Origin of the sequence: Candidatus Vallotiella hemipterorum, assembly GCF_910593725.1 — a bacterium.
GTDB classification, from domain to species: domain Bacteria; phylum Pseudomonadota; class Gammaproteobacteria; order Burkholderiales; family Burkholderiaceae; genus Mycetohabitans; species Mycetohabitans hemipterorum.
In genome coordinates, this window is the sequence record NZ_OU343031.1 from 27,677 (window position 1) to 45,692 (window position 18,016).

The 18,016-nt window shown below is 44.0% G+C and carries 11 protein-coding genes and 1 tRNA gene; 5 read left to right on the forward strand and 7 right to left on the reverse strand.

From position 1 onward, the window contains the following. Positions 1 to 983: 983 nt before the first annotated feature. Positions 984 to 3,599, reverse strand: a complete 2,616-nt coding sequence (locus KW136_RS00090) for a DNA topoisomerase III (RefSeq protein ID WP_216796290.1) — start codon at positions 3,597 to 3,599, stop codon at positions 984 to 986. A gap of 117 nt (positions 3,600 to 3,716) precedes the next feature. Then, positions 3,717 to 4,109 (reverse strand): thioredoxin family protein, encoded by a 393-nt coding sequence (locus KW136_RS00095; RefSeq protein ID WP_216796291.1) that lies wholly within the window; start codon positions 4,107 to 4,109, stop codon positions 3,717 to 3,719. Positions 4,110 to 5,316: 1,207 nt separating this feature from the next. Here KW136_RS00095 and def point away from each other — a divergent pair. The 3 genes from def to KW136_RS00110 all read left to right on the forward strand — a co-directional run bounded on the left by def (position 5,317) and on the right by KW136_RS00110 (position 8,237). After that, positions 5,317 to 5,811, forward strand: coding sequence for a peptide deformylase (gene def / locus KW136_RS00100; protein ID WP_216796293.1), 495 nt, complete (start codon positions 5,317 to 5,319; stop codon positions 5,809 to 5,811). Positions 5,812 to 5,828: 17 nt separating this feature from the next. After that, the gene (fmt, locus tag KW136_RS00105) at positions 5,829 to 6,803 is read left to right on the forward strand and encodes a methionyl-tRNA formyltransferase (RefSeq protein WP_216797345.1); all 975 of its coding nucleotides are present in this window, start codon (positions 5,829 to 5,831) and stop codon (positions 6,801 to 6,803) included. A 1,358-nt stretch (positions 6,804 to 8,161) separates the two neighbouring features. Then, positions 8,162 to 8,237: transfer RNA gene (locus KW136_RS00110), tRNA-Phe, on the forward strand. Positions 8,238 to 9,843: 1,606 nt separating this feature from the next. On the opposite strand, the gene rodA is transcribed toward KW136_RS00110, so the two are convergent. From rodA to KW136_RS00135, 5 genes are read right to left on the reverse strand one after another with little or no spacing between them, the layout of a single operon-like run. Beyond that, positions 9,844 to 10,992: a rod shape-determining protein RodA gene (gene rodA / locus KW136_RS00115; protein ID WP_216796296.1), complete on the reverse strand. Its 1,149-nt coding sequence runs from the start codon at positions 10,990 to 10,992 to the stop codon at positions 9,844 to 9,846. Positions 10,993 to 11,000: 8 nt separating this feature from the next. Then, complete coding sequence (gene mrdA, locus KW136_RS00120) at positions 11,001 to 13,268, reverse strand: penicillin-binding protein 2 (RefSeq protein WP_216797347.1); 2,268 nt, start codon at positions 13,266 to 13,268, stop codon at positions 11,001 to 11,003. Positions 13,269 to 13,284: 16 nt separating this feature from the next. Further along, complete coding sequence (gene mreD, locus KW136_RS00125; RefSeq protein WP_216796298.1) at positions 13,285 to 13,797, reverse strand: rod shape-determining protein MreD; 513 nt, start codon at positions 13,795 to 13,797, stop codon at positions 13,285 to 13,287. Between the two features lie 2 nt (positions 13,798 to 13,799). Further along, positions 13,800 to 14,795 carry a rod shape-determining protein MreC gene (mreC, locus tag KW136_RS00130; protein WP_216796300.1) on the reverse strand — a complete coding sequence of 332 codons (996 nt, stop codon included), beginning with the start codon at positions 14,793 to 14,795 and terminating at the stop codon, positions 13,800 to 13,802. 35 nt (positions 14,796 to 14,830) lie between these two features. Continuing rightward, on the reverse strand, positions 14,831 to 15,874 hold the full coding sequence (locus tag KW136_RS00135; RefSeq protein WP_216796302.1) for a rod shape-determining protein: 1,044 nt from the start codon (positions 15,872 to 15,874) through the stop codon (positions 14,831 to 14,833). A gap of 325 nt (positions 15,875 to 16,199) precedes the next feature. On the opposite strand from KW136_RS00135, the gene gatC reads away from it, so the two are divergent. Together gatC and gatA are read left to right on the forward strand one after the other, a co-directional pair. Next, the gene (gene gatC, locus KW136_RS00140; protein ID WP_216796304.1) at positions 16,200 to 16,499 is read left to right on the forward strand and encodes an Asp-tRNA(Asn)/Glu-tRNA(Gln) amidotransferase subunit GatC; all 300 of its coding nucleotides are present in this window, start codon (positions 16,200 to 16,202) and stop codon (positions 16,497 to 16,499) included. A gap of 24 nt (positions 16,500 to 16,523) precedes the next feature. After that, positions 16,524 to 18,014 (forward strand): Asp-tRNA(Asn)/Glu-tRNA(Gln) amidotransferase subunit GatA, encoded by a 1,491-nt coding sequence (gene gatA, locus KW136_RS00145; protein ID WP_216796306.1) that lies wholly within the window; start codon positions 16,524 to 16,526, stop codon positions 18,012 to 18,014. Positions 18,015 to 18,016: the final 2 nt, after the last annotated feature.

An 18,016-nucleotide genomic window follows, 5' to 3' on the forward strand; every position in this document is an offset into this window, starting at 1 on the left:
ATGTTCCTTGGGAGATCCCTCTGTATAGCAAAGGAAGTGGCCGTTTCACAGGAAAACTCTCTAATCAAGAGTCTTGTGCTTTCCTAGGACGCTAAACTAAATTAAAGTATCAACCAGGCAATAATTCGCAGCCTAGTTTACCTGGATCAAGGTAGTGATATTAATATTGAAGTCCATGACTACATTTCCTAAATTAGGAAGGTACTAAAAAATAAAAAAGTTTTATATTGTGTATATATACCAATGCTATTTGGTTTTAGCCCAGTAGAGGTTTATTTAGAACACTGAATCAGTCGGTATACGTTTTCATACGGATCTTATAAACCTTAAAAACTTTGCTAGGTCGCCAGTATTTGCGACTTAATAATTTAGAATTCGCCTAGATTTCTGTGAAAGTTGACCACAAAATGACTTTTATAGAAGAGCAGAAGTTTCGCGTTGGTATCACTATTTCATGGTATGCGTAGTTCTGGTATCGTGATACGATAGCTAATTTATTATTCTTATAATCACATTTTAGAGCTCGCGCGTCTCTCTCAGCAATTATCGATTATTATCGGTCCTCTATTGTGTAGATAAAAGCGCCTCTGCAGGCGATTTTAATAAGAGTATTGTGAATAATCACGGGATATTATGGTAATGCGTATTACGCTGCAATAGCGTTACTTTATTACCAGGCCTGCTAAGTGGATGGGGGCATAGTTGGTATAAAGCCAGGGTAAAAATTTTTATGGGATCACCCAATCGTGAACTTCAGTTAAATTAAATTTTATATTTCTTGAATACTAGCCTAAGTTACTTAGGTAATATCATGTTGCTGTGGCAGTAGCATGATATTGCTGCTCAGCTCTAGACCAGCACACATAAGGAGGGGTTGGTATATCGCGCGAAGTATCGATTGTCCGGTTATTTTAGGCTACTCGCGAATTCTTAGCTCTACTTTTTCCGGGCTAATCACCCTAGTAATCATCCTATAGTGGATTTTAGGGGGTAGTTTTCGTGTTAGCGCCCGTTTTTACCGCAGTAGTCTGAATGACTCGTTTGGTTCCTGGCTTAAGACGCATTTTAGATATGATATCCTTAGTTTTACTCTTTACCTTCTTGCTATGTGTCAAGGACTTTTCTATAGGCTTTCTCAGCGCTTCTTTCTTATCGAATTCGAAGCCAATTGAACCATCTTTTTGTTTAATAAGGAATGCTTTAAAATTACGACCAGTACGTAAAGACTTAAAATTAGTTAATAGATCGGTACGTCCGTTATGGAGCAACTTTGCCATTTGCTCCCGCGTGATTTCCTGCTGCAGTATTACCTTTCTAGATCGGAAGTTACAGGTTTTAGGACGAGCAACTTGATTTTCGCAAACATAGCTTATACCGTGCCAGAATACGCGGTTGTAACACTTTGGGCATTGACCTATAGACTCCTGTAAGGAGAAATCAGGTATTTCAGTATCGTCTCCCGCTATATCCTGCTCAAAGTTAAACTCTAATTTATAGCTATGTACTGTTTCATTGAAAGCAAGCTTTAGGATAGCTGAAAATGGTCGCCCTATTTTTGAGCGGAAGCCTGACAGCGGACCAATCGATTTTTCCAACAGCAGCTGTTCGACCTCTTTAATCTCGAATTGCCGCCCACCTGGAATCTTTGAGATCGAAAAATCGCATTTTATGCACGTAAAGCGACGGTAGTTTTCTCTAACCTTGTCACCACAGTTTGGGCAGGGTGCCTTTAATATCGCATAATCACCAGGTATTGTGTCCGAATTATATTCCTTTGCGCGTTTAACAATTGTCTGAGTTATGCACACGATTTCACGCATAAATTCTTCGCGTTCCAGATAGCCTCTCTCTATTTGAGAGAGCTTATATTCCCACTCACCAGTTAGTTCAGGGGAAGTTAACTCTTTAACTCCTAGGCCATGGAGCAGGGTCATAAGCTGGAATGCTTTAGTGGTAGGAATTAAATCGCGTCCTTCGCGGAGCATGTACTTTTCACTAAGCAGTCCCTCGATTATTGCAGCCCGAGTAGCGGGCGTTCCTAGGCCTTTAGTTGCCATTGCCTCGCGTAATTCATCATCCTCCACTAGCTTACCGGCCCCTTCCATGGCCGAGAGCAGCGTAGCTTCGTTGTACCGGACCGGTGGCTTAGTAGTCCATGGTTGAGCGATTATCCTGTCTGTTTTAACAGACTCCTCTTTTATAATCGGTGTAAGGTTAGCATCTTCGCGCAATGTTTTGCGGCCGTACACTTCTAGCCAGCCTGGCTTTACCAATATTTTGCCTTCGGTCTTAAAATGATGCCCCACTACTTTTGTAATTCGAGTCGTTACTTTGTATTCAGCCGCCGGAAAAAATACGGATATAAAGCGCTTAACTACTAAGTCATATAGCTTTTGCTCCGATTCAGATAAGTTCTTAGGTGCTTGTAATGTCGGAATAATCGCAAAGTGATCACTAATTTTTGAATTATCAAATATGCGCTTGTTCGAACAGACCCAGTTTTTGTCAAGTATCTGCTTGGCATATAAAAAGTAAGTACAACTTTCCTTAAGTACTTCTAGAGTATTTCGGACTGTAGTTATATAGTCTTCAGGTAGCGCACGTGCATCTGTGCGTGGATAAGTTAACACCTTATGCCGCTCATAAAGCGCTTGGGCTAGTGTAAGCGTATGCTTAGCAGAAAAACCAAAGCGTCCGTTTGCTTCACGTTGTAAGCTTGTCAAATCAAATAGTAGTGGTGAAAGCTGTGTTGAGGGTTTTAATTCTTCACTGACTATGCCTTTTTGCCCACGGCATGCTAAGACAATACTTTCAGCTGCGATGGCAAGCCAAAGTCGAGAGTCACGCTGTTCAGGGTCAAGCGCGTTTTTATTGAATGTCGGCTCAAACCAGCGCCCTTCATAGAAGCCCGTCTCACACAGAAATTTAGCTTTTACCTCCCAGTAGTTGCGCGGTAAGAAGCGACGAATTTTTTCTTCCCGGTCCACAACAATCGACAGAGTTGGTGTCTGGACTCGGCCAACTGTAGTCAGGAAGAAGCCGCCATCTTTGCTATTGAACGCCGTCATCGCTCGCGTGCCATTGATTCCTACAAGCCAATCAGCCTCAGCGCGACAGCGAGCTGCGTCGGCGAGCGGTTGCATTTCTTGACCACTGCGTAATTTTGCAAAGCCGTCTCGGATTTCGGTTGGTGTCATCGACTGGAGCCATAAACGCTGTAAAGATCGCTTAGCTTTTACATACTGCACGATTAGCTGGAAGATTAACTCGCCCTCTCGCCCCGCATCACATGCGTTAATTAGCCGGTCGACATCCTTGCGTTTAATCAGCCAGCTCAGTAAATTCAAGCGAGCTTCGCTCTTAGCGATCGGATGAAGGTCGAAATAAGGGGGGATAACCGGCAGATGCGCGAAGTTCCACTTTCCGCGCTTAACTGTATACGCTTGTGGCGCCGAGATCTCTACTAAGTGGCCAATAGCTGATGACAGTATATAGTTATCGCTCTCGTAGTACTCGTCATGCTTTGTGAAGCCGCCTAGCGCGCGTGCGATATCATTTGCGACAGACGGCTTTTCGGCGATGATCAGGGCTTTTAACATGACTATTGGAAGAGACAAATGCACGGAATAAAATTCTGTATAGCAAGATGCAATAAAGCATTGGGGCGCTAGTCGCAGAAAGCGACTAGCGACAATAGCGAGGCCGCGTCTGATAAATTATGTCGCGTTGCTCACGCCGTTGACGAGCACTGGACGCAGTTTCGGCGCGTGTGTAATGCTGGGCAGTTGAGATAGGTCGACAAGCATCCTCGCAATAATTGGGGGATAGGGTAGTACAGTACCAAAAAAACGTGTAGCAATAGAATTCTCGATTAAGATGGTTGGAAAATTTTCCACATCGAAGTCATCTAGCCAGTCAGCATGCGTCTCGATATCGATCCAAACAAAACATACCTCTGGATGCGCATCTGCGAGCCCATCAAATCCTGTCCGATATTCGCGGCACGATCCACACCATTCCGCACATAAGCAGGCTACGAACAACGTATCAGCAGATGACAAGCGCATAGTAATTAGTTCAGCGTCATTATCAATGTTAAGGGCAGGCATAATCTAGAAATCTTAGCAATATATCGTGGCGCTACAACGCTGATGAGTCAAATCTAGTGACTGTAGCGTGTAGCTATATGGGCAGTATGCGGTCGTGCACTGGTGCTACTAGCTTTTCTAGGATTAATCTAGCTGCATATTTCCGGTAGTACTGCTGCTTAAGCGGCTTTAAAGTGTGCATCAATGCGCGAGTTATCCTAGCTTTAAAACACCTAGATTGTATTGATCACTTCTAGCTCCGCTTAAGTTACATCCGTAACTGATGAGTCTCATAGGCATGATTTAGTAACTGACAATTGACATATCGTAATATTGATTCATAGAACCCAGAAAGAGTAGGTGTTTTATAGCTACTATTATTAGCTAGCCTAGCGCTGATCAATAAACCTGAATATATGTCGAGTTTTATAATAAACACACTCTCATTATTATTCACGATTAGTCCGTCGTATTACGGGAATTTCCTATTGTAGCTGCGTGTTACACCACGTTATGCCTGTAGGCATAGGTTTCTATAATCGATGATTATAGCGAGGCTTAGGCTAGCTAGGTCAGGCTACGCCTCGGGTGCAGTTTATCTGCGCTTGGAGAGTCGTAATTTACACTTATTGTTATAATACTACGGCTCAGAAAGCCGTAGTATGCAGTATACATAAAGCAATAATGGTGTAATCGTATGATATCAGTAGTACCGGTAGATACGATGGTAGTTAAATCACAATCAGCGGAATGCATGTATTCTTATATGCAACCTCCGCTTCAATACGAGATTTATACAATCAAGGCTGCTTTCGGCCACGACTTCGGAAAGGGCACTCTACCTATACGATCTAGTGCTGATAGCCTGGGACAACTTGGATGCCGCTCGTACCATATTGTACGCAGTACTAGCCCCAACAAGGTAAAGATCGCCACCTATTAGCATCAGTAGACGCATCGTAGTATTTATCGCGTGATAAAATATCTATAAGCTAACTATATTCTGGTGTTTTATGGGCATGCGCCCAGGGACACTCCGCCGCGCTACGCGTCCGCTAGTGTAAGAGGCACTAAGTCTCCTATGTGCGAGTCTATAGCAGTAGCCAGCTGGGTACAGCAGCACCTTAACTAAATTCGCATTAAAGATAAAAAGTAATTGATCCGCCTTATGCGCATGAGGCGAAGCGCAAATGCAAAGATGATTCGAGTTTGCAAGGACTAACTAACCATGGCTGTTCTAAGAATACTGCATTATCCAGATAAACGCTTACATAGAGTCGCCAAGCTGGTTAGGCATATTGATAGGCGCATCCGTAAACTGGTGGCTGATATGGCTGAGACCATGTATCTAGCCTCTGGTGTCGGCCTAGCAGCTACACAGGTGAATATCCACGAGCGAGTTATAGTTGTTGATGTGTCAAATACCCATAATGCATTGCGCGTGTTTATTAACCCAGATATTATCTGGTTAAGCAAAGCGCGTACAGTTAATGAAGAAGGGTGCCTGTCATTGCCTGGCATTTATGAGGGTGTCGAACGTGCTAATCAAATCTGCGTTCAAGCATTAAACGAACATGGAGAAAAGTTCAAGCTAGAGTGCGAGGGATTTCTGGCGATTTGCATACAACATGAGATAGATCACCTGTTCGGCAAAGTATTTATTGAGCACCTATCTCTACTTAAGCAGATGCAGCTTAAGACAAAAATGAAAAAATCCGATTGAATAATGTAATGGCTTCGATAAGGTCCCCCCTTCGGGTAATTTTTGCTGGTACAACATGCTTTGCAGCAACCGCGCTGCAGGCAATTCACGACGCAGGTTTTACTATTCCAGTAGTATTAACAAGGCCTGATTGTGCAGCAGGTCGCGGCATGAAGTTTTCATCAAGTCCCGTTAAACAGCTTGCTATAGCTCGAAAATTGATGCTTGCTCAGCCACTCTCGTTCAAGTGCGACAGCCAGTACACAAGTAAAGCGGTAGACGCTTTAGTTTTGTTGCGCAGTACGCCACACGACGTAATAGTAGTGGCCGCATACGGGTTGCTATTACCGCATACGGTACTTGATATCGCACCGTATGGCTGTATTAATATTCATGCGTCGCTGTTGCCGCGTTGGCGTGGCGCAGCACCTATCCATCGAGCAATCGAAGCTGGAGACAAAGTTACTGGTGTCACGTTGATGCAGATGGACGCAGGACTGGATATGGGTCCGATGCTTATGCGCGAAAAGGTGGTCATCGAGCCCACAGATACTGCAGGAACTTTGCATGACAAACTAGCTGCTGCCGGCGCACGGCTTATCGTTTCTGGACTTCTAAAATTAGAGCGCACTGGTTCGTTGCCAGTAACTCCGCAGCTAAGCGAGGGTATCACGTACGCACATAAGCTATCCAAACAGGAGGCGGCGTTAGATTGGCGCTTGCCAGCTTCAGTTCTGTCATGTAAAGTGAGGGCTTTTAATCCGTATCCTGCTGCGTATGGGATACTAGATGGTACACCACTAAAAATCTTAGCCGCTGAATCGGTATGTGCTATAGAAACCCACGTGACTCCCGGCACTATTGTAGCCGTGGATAGCACTGGTATTACGATTGCATGTGGCGAGCAGGCGCTGCGCGCTACACAGCTCCAAAAACCAGGAGGTAGAAAGCTTATGGCTCGAGAATTTTCCGCAGGATTTTCTCTATATAAAGGTCAGTGCTTTAAGACCTAATTAATCGCTTAAGCTAAGTTACTGAGGTTACTGAGAGGGGGTGTTAGAAAAGATGCTGTATCATACAAATGAACAGCCGCCTACACCCTTAATATGTATCAGCGCTCGTACGCCAATACCGCTAAAGCTATTATAGCTACGTATATTTTTATATCCCGCACTTAAATACGAGTAAGCCATAATAAAGCGCATGCATATGGTCCAGTGAGTATATTATGTATACCCGGAGAAAGCACTTAGTAAGTCCGGACTACATAAAATTTATTAGTGCGATTAATGCGAGTAAAGTATGCATTATTTCTCGAAACTTTTACTATAATAATGCCAGAGTCGATCTAGACAGCTACTAACGTACGTAATGTCTGCAAGCAGTACTCCTTATTGCTATACTGCCCTAGATGCGTGCGGGGAATGTTCCAGAATTTAAAGTACTGACTTAATAATCTGCAAAAAGTTTGCTATCTAATCCAGAGCCACATCAATAACAGGCGAAATCAATATCTCTAAGAGTACTCACTAGCACTACCTGTATGGTAGGGCCCCGTACTCTCCGGCTTGACTTATGTGCCTCAGGTGGGTCCTGGTTTTAGGTCTATCTAGGGGATGGCACAACAGGCTATAGAAGAAGTTTATTGATAAATACACCAGCATTATATATAAACTTGTAGTTTAGTAGGCTAATTACTAAAGTATTAACTTAATCTAAGATTAGAAATACATATCCAGGAATTATTCCTGGATATGTTAGAAACAAAGAATTGCTTCTGCCAAAAATTTATAGCAGGTGCCGGAGTCCTAAGAGGAGTTAAGCTAGATCTAGCAACGCATGATATGTAGATGCTTAATGCTGATAGCATGATATTTTGCAAAGAATAAGTAGCGTAAAGATTATTAACGACGCTGGTTAATATAACCTTACGGTATAAGATTACTAACACTACAGTCAAGGCCGTCAATATTAGTGCGCTAAATTTTCCTGAGGAGCTAATTACGCCTTGAAAGCTCTCAGGCGCTTTCGAAGAAGAACTATAGCGCAAAGCGCCGCTAGTGAATTAAGGCTACCTATTAATAAAATAGCCGATAGCAGAAACTTTAACTACAACTAAGTCGTTAGTATATAATTACGCAATGTAAGCCATTTTTAGGCGCGCATGCTGTGAGTATTATCTTATTTTAGCTATTCTAACAGATCATACATCCCGAAAAACGGGGGCTTGATCAATACCTGCTTATACAAGAAGCTCAGTCAGCTTGGCGTCGAATGAGGTAAAAGTAATGTAAATAATAGTCCGTTTACTTCTTATATTTATAGAAACTTGAGGCCTTCGACTAACCTTGATATACTCAATGTTCAGCGTGGCCTGGTAGCTCAGTTGGTAGAGCAGCGGACTGAAAATCCGCGTGTCGGTGGTTCAATTCCACCCTAGGCCACCACTAATTCGTAAAATCTTAAAAAGTAAAAAACTTTAAAGTTTAGTTTCTAGTGCTAACCTCTGCTTCCTTAATAGGAATGAGGAGTTTATATAGTACGCATCATGTTGTTCTCTAGATAGCTGTTTAGATATTCTGCCTCCCTGACTAAGCTTAGAAAACGCTCTTAACTGGATTGTATCGAGGTGAGCCCCCTTCCATCGGTAATCTCACTTACAACTCGTTTATATAGTGACATATAATTTTATCTACGAATTGCTATCTTAACAGCATATTACCTGTGCAAGTAATGTTCTATTAAGATAGCTAATATAGCCAAGTCTATGAAACCTATATAATAGAAGTTATAGTTTTATACTATCTTCCGGATATGCAAAGTGGCATCTAAAAATAATTTAGGTAAATCGGCCGTATAAGCGGCCAGCTTACCCCTTCTAATTGAGGGGCTATAAAGCGCATCAGATATAAGCATAGCCGATATACACTTCACTTACATTGTTTTATCTAGTAAGACCCGCTGCTTGTTCTATATAGACGTTTTTTATTTTTAGCACGCTTAAACAGTCAAGTGCAACATATGCTAATGACACTGCTTGTATCAGGCTCAACTATAAATCAATAGTTCTATAATGTACATATCCTCTTTTAAATAGAAGTAATGGCTCATTAAGGACTATTATTTTAATCTTGTGGGTGCTTACTTGATAAGTAATGCGTAATAATGTTCTTAATCAGATTAATATATAGTTAATTTTATAGGTTACAGGAAAGGTGGTAAGGTCTAATCGACTAGTAGTATTTTCAATTTTTCAAACTATAATCCGCAGTGTTAGTTACGCATAGGATTATATAGATAAATCCTCATGTTTTTATAGTACTAATTCATCGAAAAAAATAGCCGAATAGCAGGAAATATTATGATGCCAAACGATTATCCCAAAAGGAGAGGCCCTATTATAATTTTAGAGTAATCAGAAATTAATAAGATATAAGCGTATAAATTATAAAAACTTTCTTATGCAATCGATAGATCACTAAATAGGCGAATTAAATACTCGGCTAGTTATAGGCTAATCTTTAATATCATTAATACCGCCTATTATTCAGACGTATAAGTGCTTTTTTAAAAAGTAGAACACCCAAACAAGAATTTGAGGTGAAGCATCTATCTACTAGTATAGAAATTTATACGGATATTAATATGTATTAAAATTTTTTAAGGTAAGATGATTAGTATAAAGAGAAATCCGGATAGATCATAGTAATAAACTTTTATGAGGCTCAAAGTCTGGTATAAAGAGTTTAATACACTTGCAAGATCCCATGCTAATTGACGATTAGTAACTAGTCTATTTCTCTCCATATGCTTTATAAGCATAAAATAGTCGTGAGATGCACTCAAAATACCGACAAAAGGCTCATAGACAAGGTGTTTAGACCTTCTCTCGCGTCTATAGTGTACATATAGATATAGTATTAATCTATATAGTTTGTACTAAGTAGTATTGTTACTTCAGTAGTGTTCACGCATCAAAGGATTTTAGCTATTAAGGCATTTTTACAAAGAATTTTCTGAACCATACCCTATTATAATCAAAAAGTACTTTTATTAACTTTGTATTAGGCGCTTTTGCCGTGCAACGCTCATAATCATTCCGGTTGCAATACCGAGTGTAATAAGTGCAGTGCCGCCATAGCTTATAAATGGTAGTGGTACGCCTACGACAGGTAAAATACCACTGACCATGCTGATATTGACAAATGCATACATAAAAAAGGAAAGCGCTAGCGCCCCAGCTAGTAATCGGCTAAATAGAGTAGAACCATTGGCTCCAATATACAGGCCACGCACGACGAGAAAAAGATATAAGAATAAAAGCACAAGCCCGCCAGCTAAACCGAACTCTTCAGAGAGGACAGCAAAGATAAAATCTGTATGTTTTTCTGGAATAAACTCTAGGTGCGCTTGAGTTCCCTTAAGCCAGCCTTTGCCGAAGGCTCCACCAGATCCGATCGCGATAATTGCCTGGATTGTGTGGAATCCCTTCCCCAGCGGGTCTAAACTTGGATCGAGCAGTGCGCAAATACGCTGCTTCTGGTAGTCATGTAGCAAAACCCATTGGATGTCTGGCTGACAAATATGCTTCTCAGTTACAACCAATGAGGTAATGCCGATTACTAATGCTAGCATTAAAGGAGCGATAAGTTTGAAGCTTAATCCTGCAAAGTAGATGACAAATAATCCCGTGGATAGCACCAATATTGCAGTGCCTAGATCAGGTTGCTTAGCGATTAGCCCAACTGGCACTGCCAGGATAATAAAGCCGATAAGGTAATCATACCACCGTATCATGCCCTCTCGTCTCTGGTAGTACCATGCTAGCATTAGCGGCATAGCAATTTTTAGGATTTCAGATGGTTGAATCACGACGCCTACATTAAGCCATCGTTTAGCACCTTTTTTGGTTAAGCCAAATAGTGATACCGCGATAAGCAGCGCCACTCCAAAAGTGTAAGCAGGCACGGCAAAACGTATCAGTGTCTGTGGGGGTATGTTAGCAACTATCCACATCAGCACAAACGTAAGTAAAATATTACGCACCTGGTCTTCAACACGTCCAGGTGCGTTCATACTAGCACTATATAGCGCTAGTATGCCTAAGCATAGCAACGATAAGACAATTAGCATAAATGGTTTATCAAAGCCGGTGAACATCCATTTTGCACGTCTAATTATCGCGCGGGGCTCGATAGGCATGGCGATTCCTAGTATACGACTGAATGGGTGACGCTTTTCGCGCTCCTGAATCGATCTGACATAGCGGGTAGTGTGTTCTCTAAAGGTTGATATAAAGGAGGTGTCTGTTGTGTGGCGGGAAGCATATTATTGCTACTAGCGTACGGGACCATTGTTCCAATGTTCGAAAGATCTGATACTGATACACTAACAGTGCTGGAGTTGCTTTGAAGCGGCTTACTGCTAATACTTTTATATGCCGAGTTTGCAAGTACCGACTTAGCCATTACTACCTCTGCTTTGGCTAAGTTCGATATGTCCTGTATTGGGGTTTGAGCACTACGGAGGTCGATTGTCGAAGTTTTCATCGCGATGGAGGTAGTGGCTTTGGAATCGAGCTTCACGCGGTCAATAAAGTAATAATCAAGTACGGTTCGGGCAATAGGGCTAGCCGCCTGCCCTCCCCAGCCGCCATTCTCGACTATTAATGCTATAGCTATTTTCGGTTGCTCAACCGGCGCAAACGCAATAAATAATGCGTGATCACGTAAGTGCTCAGATAATGCATGTGCGCGGTATTTTTGTCCTTGTAGCGAAAATACCTGCACCGTACCAGTCTTGCCAGCCGACGTATAGGGCGCGTTACTAAAGATTTTATGCGCAGTTCCAGCAGGGCTGTCCATTACGCTTTTCATCGCATACTTGATAACGTTTATATCTGTTTGCGTAATACCCTGGATTCGTCCGCTGGGTTTAGATGATGTCAGCCGACACTCTCGTGTGATCGGCTTTTCGATATCTTTAACCAGATGAGGTTTCATAATCACACCATTATTTGCTAGCGTTGCGACGGCGTGAGCGAGTTGAAGTATCGTATACGAATTATAGCCCTGTCCAATGCCGAGACTAATTGTTTCACCTTCATACCAGCGCTGCTGCTCAATTCTATGATAGGCCCTCTTCTTCCAATCAGTAGACGGTAGCACACCGCGTGCTTCACCTTCAACATCGATACCAGTCCTCTGGCCGAACCCCCACTGCTTCATAAAATTTGCAATTGTGTTAACGCCTAGATCATGCGCCAGCATATAGTAATACGTGTCGTTAGATACAACGATTGAACGGTGCATATCGACCCATCCCTGCCCCTGTAATACGTCGTTATGGAATACGTGTCCACCGAACTTATAAGAGCCCTGATCCTGGAAACCCCACGTTGGCGTGCGCTTATGTTCAGCGAGTGCAGCGAGCGCCATAAATGGTTTATATGTCGAACCGGGTGCATAAGTACCACATAATGGCCTGTTTAGCAGAGGGTGGTCAGGCGATGTATTCAGCCTATTCCAGGCTAGCTGATCAATGCCATCTACAAACATGTTTGGATCAAAGCTGGGTGACGACACGAATACGAGAACGTCTCCCGTCGCAGGTTCGATTGCTACCAGGGCGCCACGCTTACCTAAAAATGCCTGTTCCGCGATTTTTTGCAAGCCGATATCAAGCGAGAGTCGAAGATTATTTCCGGGTGCAGCTTGGGTGCGTGATAAAGTTCGTACCGGTCGGCCTCCGGCGGTTACCTCAACCTCTTCAAAGCCTGTTATGCCGTGTAACTCGGTCTCGTAGCTTTGCTCTACACCAATTTTTCCGATATAGTCGGTCCCATTGTAGTTGTTCCTATCAAGACGAGGATTATAGTGTGCTGGATTACTGTCGTTTTTTGCACTGACCGTATCGATACGTTCTTTGTCGCGTTGTGATATGCGTCCGATGTAACCGATCACGTGCGCTGCACTAGTACCAAGTGGATATTGTCTAAATAGTCTTGCGCGTACCTCTACACCCGGAAATCGATAGCGCTGCCCAGTAAAACGGGCTACTTCCTCGTCGCTGAGTTGTGTACGAATCGGTACGCTCTCAAAGTTTTTGGAGTCTTCCTGTAACTTCTTAAATCGGCGACGATCGCGAACGTCGATAGTCACTACACTCGATAACTGTTCAATTAGATTATCCAGTGAGCCATTAATTTTTGATGGCGTAATTTCTAACGTGTAGGCTGAGTAGTTTTTGGCGAGCACTATACCATTTCGGTCGAAAATCATGCCACGATTTGGCGTGATCGGCACGATCGAGATGCGATTTTCGTCTGCCTGCAGAGAATATTTATCGTGTTTCCAAACTTGTAAATATAGAAAGCGACAGCCAAGTAGTATAAAGCATGCAAGCACAAATATGCCTGAAGCGATGATGCGCAGCCTGAAACAGGCTAGCATCTGCCCGGGATTATTAAATTCCGTCATCTTCGAGCGGTTCAGGTTAAATCGGTCGTGTATTGTCTGGGTTGGCCGCACGTTTTTGTGGTAACAATAGTAGTATGCTTATAACCGGCCAGAGCAGCGCTCCGATCACACTATTTAGAAAGTGGCTACATCCCGGGAATTCGCCACTAGACACTAGCTGGATTATAAAGGGTACAATCTGCGCAATTATTAATAGTGGCATGACAACGAAGATCTGCGCGCTTAGCGATAGCCATAACAAACGCCGGTGCATCATGATTGCCCCGTACGATAGTAGTGTATAGGCCAGCGCATGTTCACCGAATAAGCTTGCGTTGTGTACGTCCATTAGCAGCCCTAGTATAAAGGCGGTACCCATGCTAACTTTATGCGGCTGATGAACATTCCAGAACAACAGCACAATCACGATAAAATCGGGAACACCGATCCACTTACCCCACGGCAAAAGATTAAAAAAAAACGCGACGGCTAGACTAAATGCAATAAAGTACAGATTAACCGGCAAAAGAATATAATAGGGGCGATTCATTTCTATGTTCCGCATACTCCTCCGGTTAACATAGCTCGAATAGGTATAGCCGCTAATGTCACGGTATTATTACCGGCTATCGTCTGAGAAAATTTCTTAGCTCTTACCTGTCTTATAATCTTATTAGCCGTATCTATAGCTATATCCGTGGGATGTGCTAGCTTATATACGTCATAGCGTAGCACTAATAACTGGCAAGCGCTCCTGACCGGCGCAAGCGGATTACACACTACTTTGGCAAATGTAGTATCAGTTTTTTTATCAACGCGAATAACTTTAGCTACTGGCAGTCCTGGCGGGTAGATGCCATCCAACCCATTTGTGACTAATTCATCACCAATCTTCACATCAGTGCTAGTCGGAACGAACCTTAGATCGAGCATATCTCCCTTAGGGGAGCCATAAATGACACTACGTACACCTGTGCGTAGTATCTGCACCGGTACCGCCTGGTTTTTATCGGTCAGTAGCGTAACTTCAGATTGCAATAGAAAGACGCGTGTGACCTGCCCGATAACACCTTTTTCGTTTACTACTGGTGCGCCTATCTGTACATTCTGCTGCCTGCCAGCAGAGATAATAACTTTGTGTGTGAATGGATCTCGCGTATCGTAGCGAACTTCAGCAGGTGTTGTCTGTATCGTTAAATTCTGCTGTAACCGCAGTAGCTCACGGAGATGTTTATTCTCGGCTAGCAGTTGAGCCGTTTGAGACATACGCACCGATAATTGTAGGTTTTTATCGAGTAGTATTTTATTCGCGCTACGCAATTCATGGATTGTAACGAATAAATTCGTGCTGCTAATAATTAGATCTCGCGGTGCTAGCGCTGCACATTGTATAGGATAAAGCCCCATTCCGATCACTTTTCGCACAACTTCGAATGCCTGAAAACGCGCATCAGCCACTAACAGCGCAATCGAGAGACCGAGAAATATAAGCAGGCGCGAGTGCGCCGAGGGCCCTTGCCTAAACAAAGTCGGCGGACTGTATTCCATGATTAACGCCCGAACATGCGTTGACTTTAACTAAATTATTCGTATGAAAAAATGCTGCCGAGCTTATCTATTCGCTCAAGAGCCATTCCAGAACCTCGCACTACGCAGGTAAGCGGATCTTCAGCCACCAGAACCGGTAGACCTGTTTCTTCCGCAAGAAGCCGATCTAAATCTCGCAGCAGTGCGCCGCCTCCGGTTAGTAACATGCCGCGCTCAGCGATATCGGCGCCTAGCTCCGGCGGAGTCTGCTCCAGTGCAATCTTGACAGATGAGACAATCTGATTCAATGGGTCTGTTAGCGCCTCCAGGATCTCGTTGCTTGAGATTGTAAAGCTACGCGGGATCCCTTCAGATAGGTTACGACCCTTAACTTCCATTTCCTTGACTTCTGAGCCTGGGAATGCCGATCCAATCTCTTTCTTTATTACCTCAGCGGTTTGCTCACCAATTAACATGCCATAATTTCGGCGGATATAGTTAACAATTGCTTCATCGAACTTATCGCCCCCGACCCGTACTGAGCCTTTATATACAATGCCACCAAGCGAAATAACACCAACTTCAGTAGTGCCACCACCGATATCTACTACTAATGAGCCGGTCGCTTCTGACACTGGTAAACCGGCACCAATAGCCGCAGCCATTGGCTCCTCAATGAGGTAAACTTGCGATGCGCCCGCACCCAGCGCAGCTTCGCGGATCGCTCGGCGCTCAACCTGAGTTGATCCGCATGGTACACATATAATAATCCGAGGCGATGGCGAAAACATCCTAGATTCGTGTGCGGTCTTGATAAACTGTTTAATCATCTGCTCTGTGACGCGAAAATCCGCAATCACGCCATCCTTCATTGGTCGGATCGCCTCGATGTTGCCTGGCACCTTTCCAAGCATTTGCTTGGCTTCTCTGCCTACGGCCTGGATCATCTTTTTTCCGTTTGGCCCACTTTCTTGATGGATTGCAACAACCGATGGTTCGTTAAGTACGATACCTTTTCCACGCATATATATTAGTGTATTAGCGGTACCTAGGTCGATCGCCAGATCGTTGGAGAAATAGCTGTGGAGAAAACCGAACATTAAAAATCCTGTCTCGCGGATGCCGGTCGCGGAAAATATTTGTATGCGCCGGCGGCGGGTAAAACAATAACTTCGGCAGAGGTCCCGAAAGGCGGCCGCCGCGCAGTCACGAAGCTGCGGAAAAACTTATCGGCATAGGCGGTGCGCGTATACAGGCAGCGCGAATGCTACAGCCGCCGTGATACGCGCATGCGGAAGACATTGTAGAAATGGCAGTAAGAAGTCGGGCGGCGTTTGGGGAGAATTTCTAATGATACCTTATAATTCTACTGTATTCGAAGAAAAGTAAGGGTGTTTCGCTCATTTCTTAATCTTTAGTGACACCATGGCCATAACCCTCACTGATGTAAACCGTATTGCGCACTTAGCTCATATAGAGCTGAGTCAATACGAGGCAGAGTATATGTTAGAGCAACTGAACCAGTTCTTCAGTTTGGTCGAGCAGATGCAAGCTGTAGATACAACTAAAATCGAGCCGCTTTCATATCCGACTCAGCAGATAGAGAAGGTTAAGCTAAGACTGCAAGAAGATATTGTGACAGAGCATATTCATCGGGACGAGAACCAGCGATGCGCACCTGCAGTCCAGGACGGTTTGTATTTAGTCCCGAAAGTAATCGAATAATATAAAGCAACGGAAAACTATACGATGCATCAAAAAAGCCTCACTGAATTGCGAGTTGCGCTTGATACAAAGCAGGTATCTGTGCTTGAGCTTACACAGTATTTCCTGAGGCGTATTGAAGCCGAACGGGAGCTAAATGCATTTATCGATGTGAATCCACAGCTAACGCTGGATTCAGCTTATGCAGCTGAGCAGCGGCTTATGCGTGGAGACCGCACACCGCTGCTCGGTCTGCCGATTGCACATAAGGACGTGTTTGTGACGCGTGGATGGAAGTCCAGCGCTGGATCCCGAATGCTAGCTAACTATATAAGTCCGTTTGACGCAACGGTTGTGGAGCGGTTGGCCGCGAAAGGCATGGTCACGCTAGGTAAGACTAACATGGATGAGTTTGCAATGGGCTCATCCAATGAGAATTCTTTTTTTGGTCCAGTACGCAACCCCTGGGATCGTAATGCAGTTCCTGGCGGTTCCTCTGGGGGCTCAGCTACAGCAGTAGCTGCTGCACTGGCACCTATAGCCACCGGCACCGACACCGGTGGCTCAATTCGCCAGCCAGCGTCGATGACTGGAATCACTGGTATTAAGCCGACTTATGGCTGCGTATCCCGCTATGGGATAATCGCGTTTGCATCATCCCTCGACCAAGGAGGGCTCATGGCGCGTTCAGCAGAAGATTGCGCACTAGTGCTAAACGCGATCAGTGGTTTTGATTCGAGAGACTCGACAAGCGCGCAACGAGACGTGGAAGACTATACATATAGCCTGGGTAAGGCATGGCAAACCGATACACTTTCTGATTATCCACTCTCTGGGCTACGCATTGGATTACCACGAGAATACTTCGGCGCTGGGTTGTCAAGCGACGTGCGCACTGCGATTAATACAGCCTTACAGCAATACGAAACACTCGGTGCGATTTTGATAGAAGTATCTCTGCCTAAGACGGAACTAGCGATTCCAGTCTACTATGTGATCGCCTCAGCAGAGGCTTCGTCGAATATGTCGCGTTTTGATGGGGTACGTTATGGATATCGAGCCCCTCAGTATCGAGACTTGCTCGAAATGTATAAGAAAACACGCTCCGATGGATTTGGAGCTGAAGTAAAGCGACGAATCCTAGTTGGTACATACGTATTATCACACGGCTACTATGACGAGTATTATCTACAAGCTCAGAAGATTCGGCATATTATCGCTCAGGACTTCCAGAATGTTTTTAGGCAGTGCGACATGATTATGGGGCCGGTATCGCCGGTTGTCGCGTGGAATCTTGGTGAGAAGGTTAACGATCCTTTGCAGATGTATCTAGCGGATATCTATACACTCTCTACGAGTTTAGCTGGATTGCCGGGTATGAGCATTCCATGTGGCTTTAGCACTGGTGTTTATGCATCACGGCCAGTAGGCTTACAGATTATCGGAAATTATTTTAATGAAGCTAAGATGTTACAAGTTGCCGATGCGTTCCAGCGCGTTACTACCTGGCATCGAAAAACGCCTGGGGGAGTTTAACT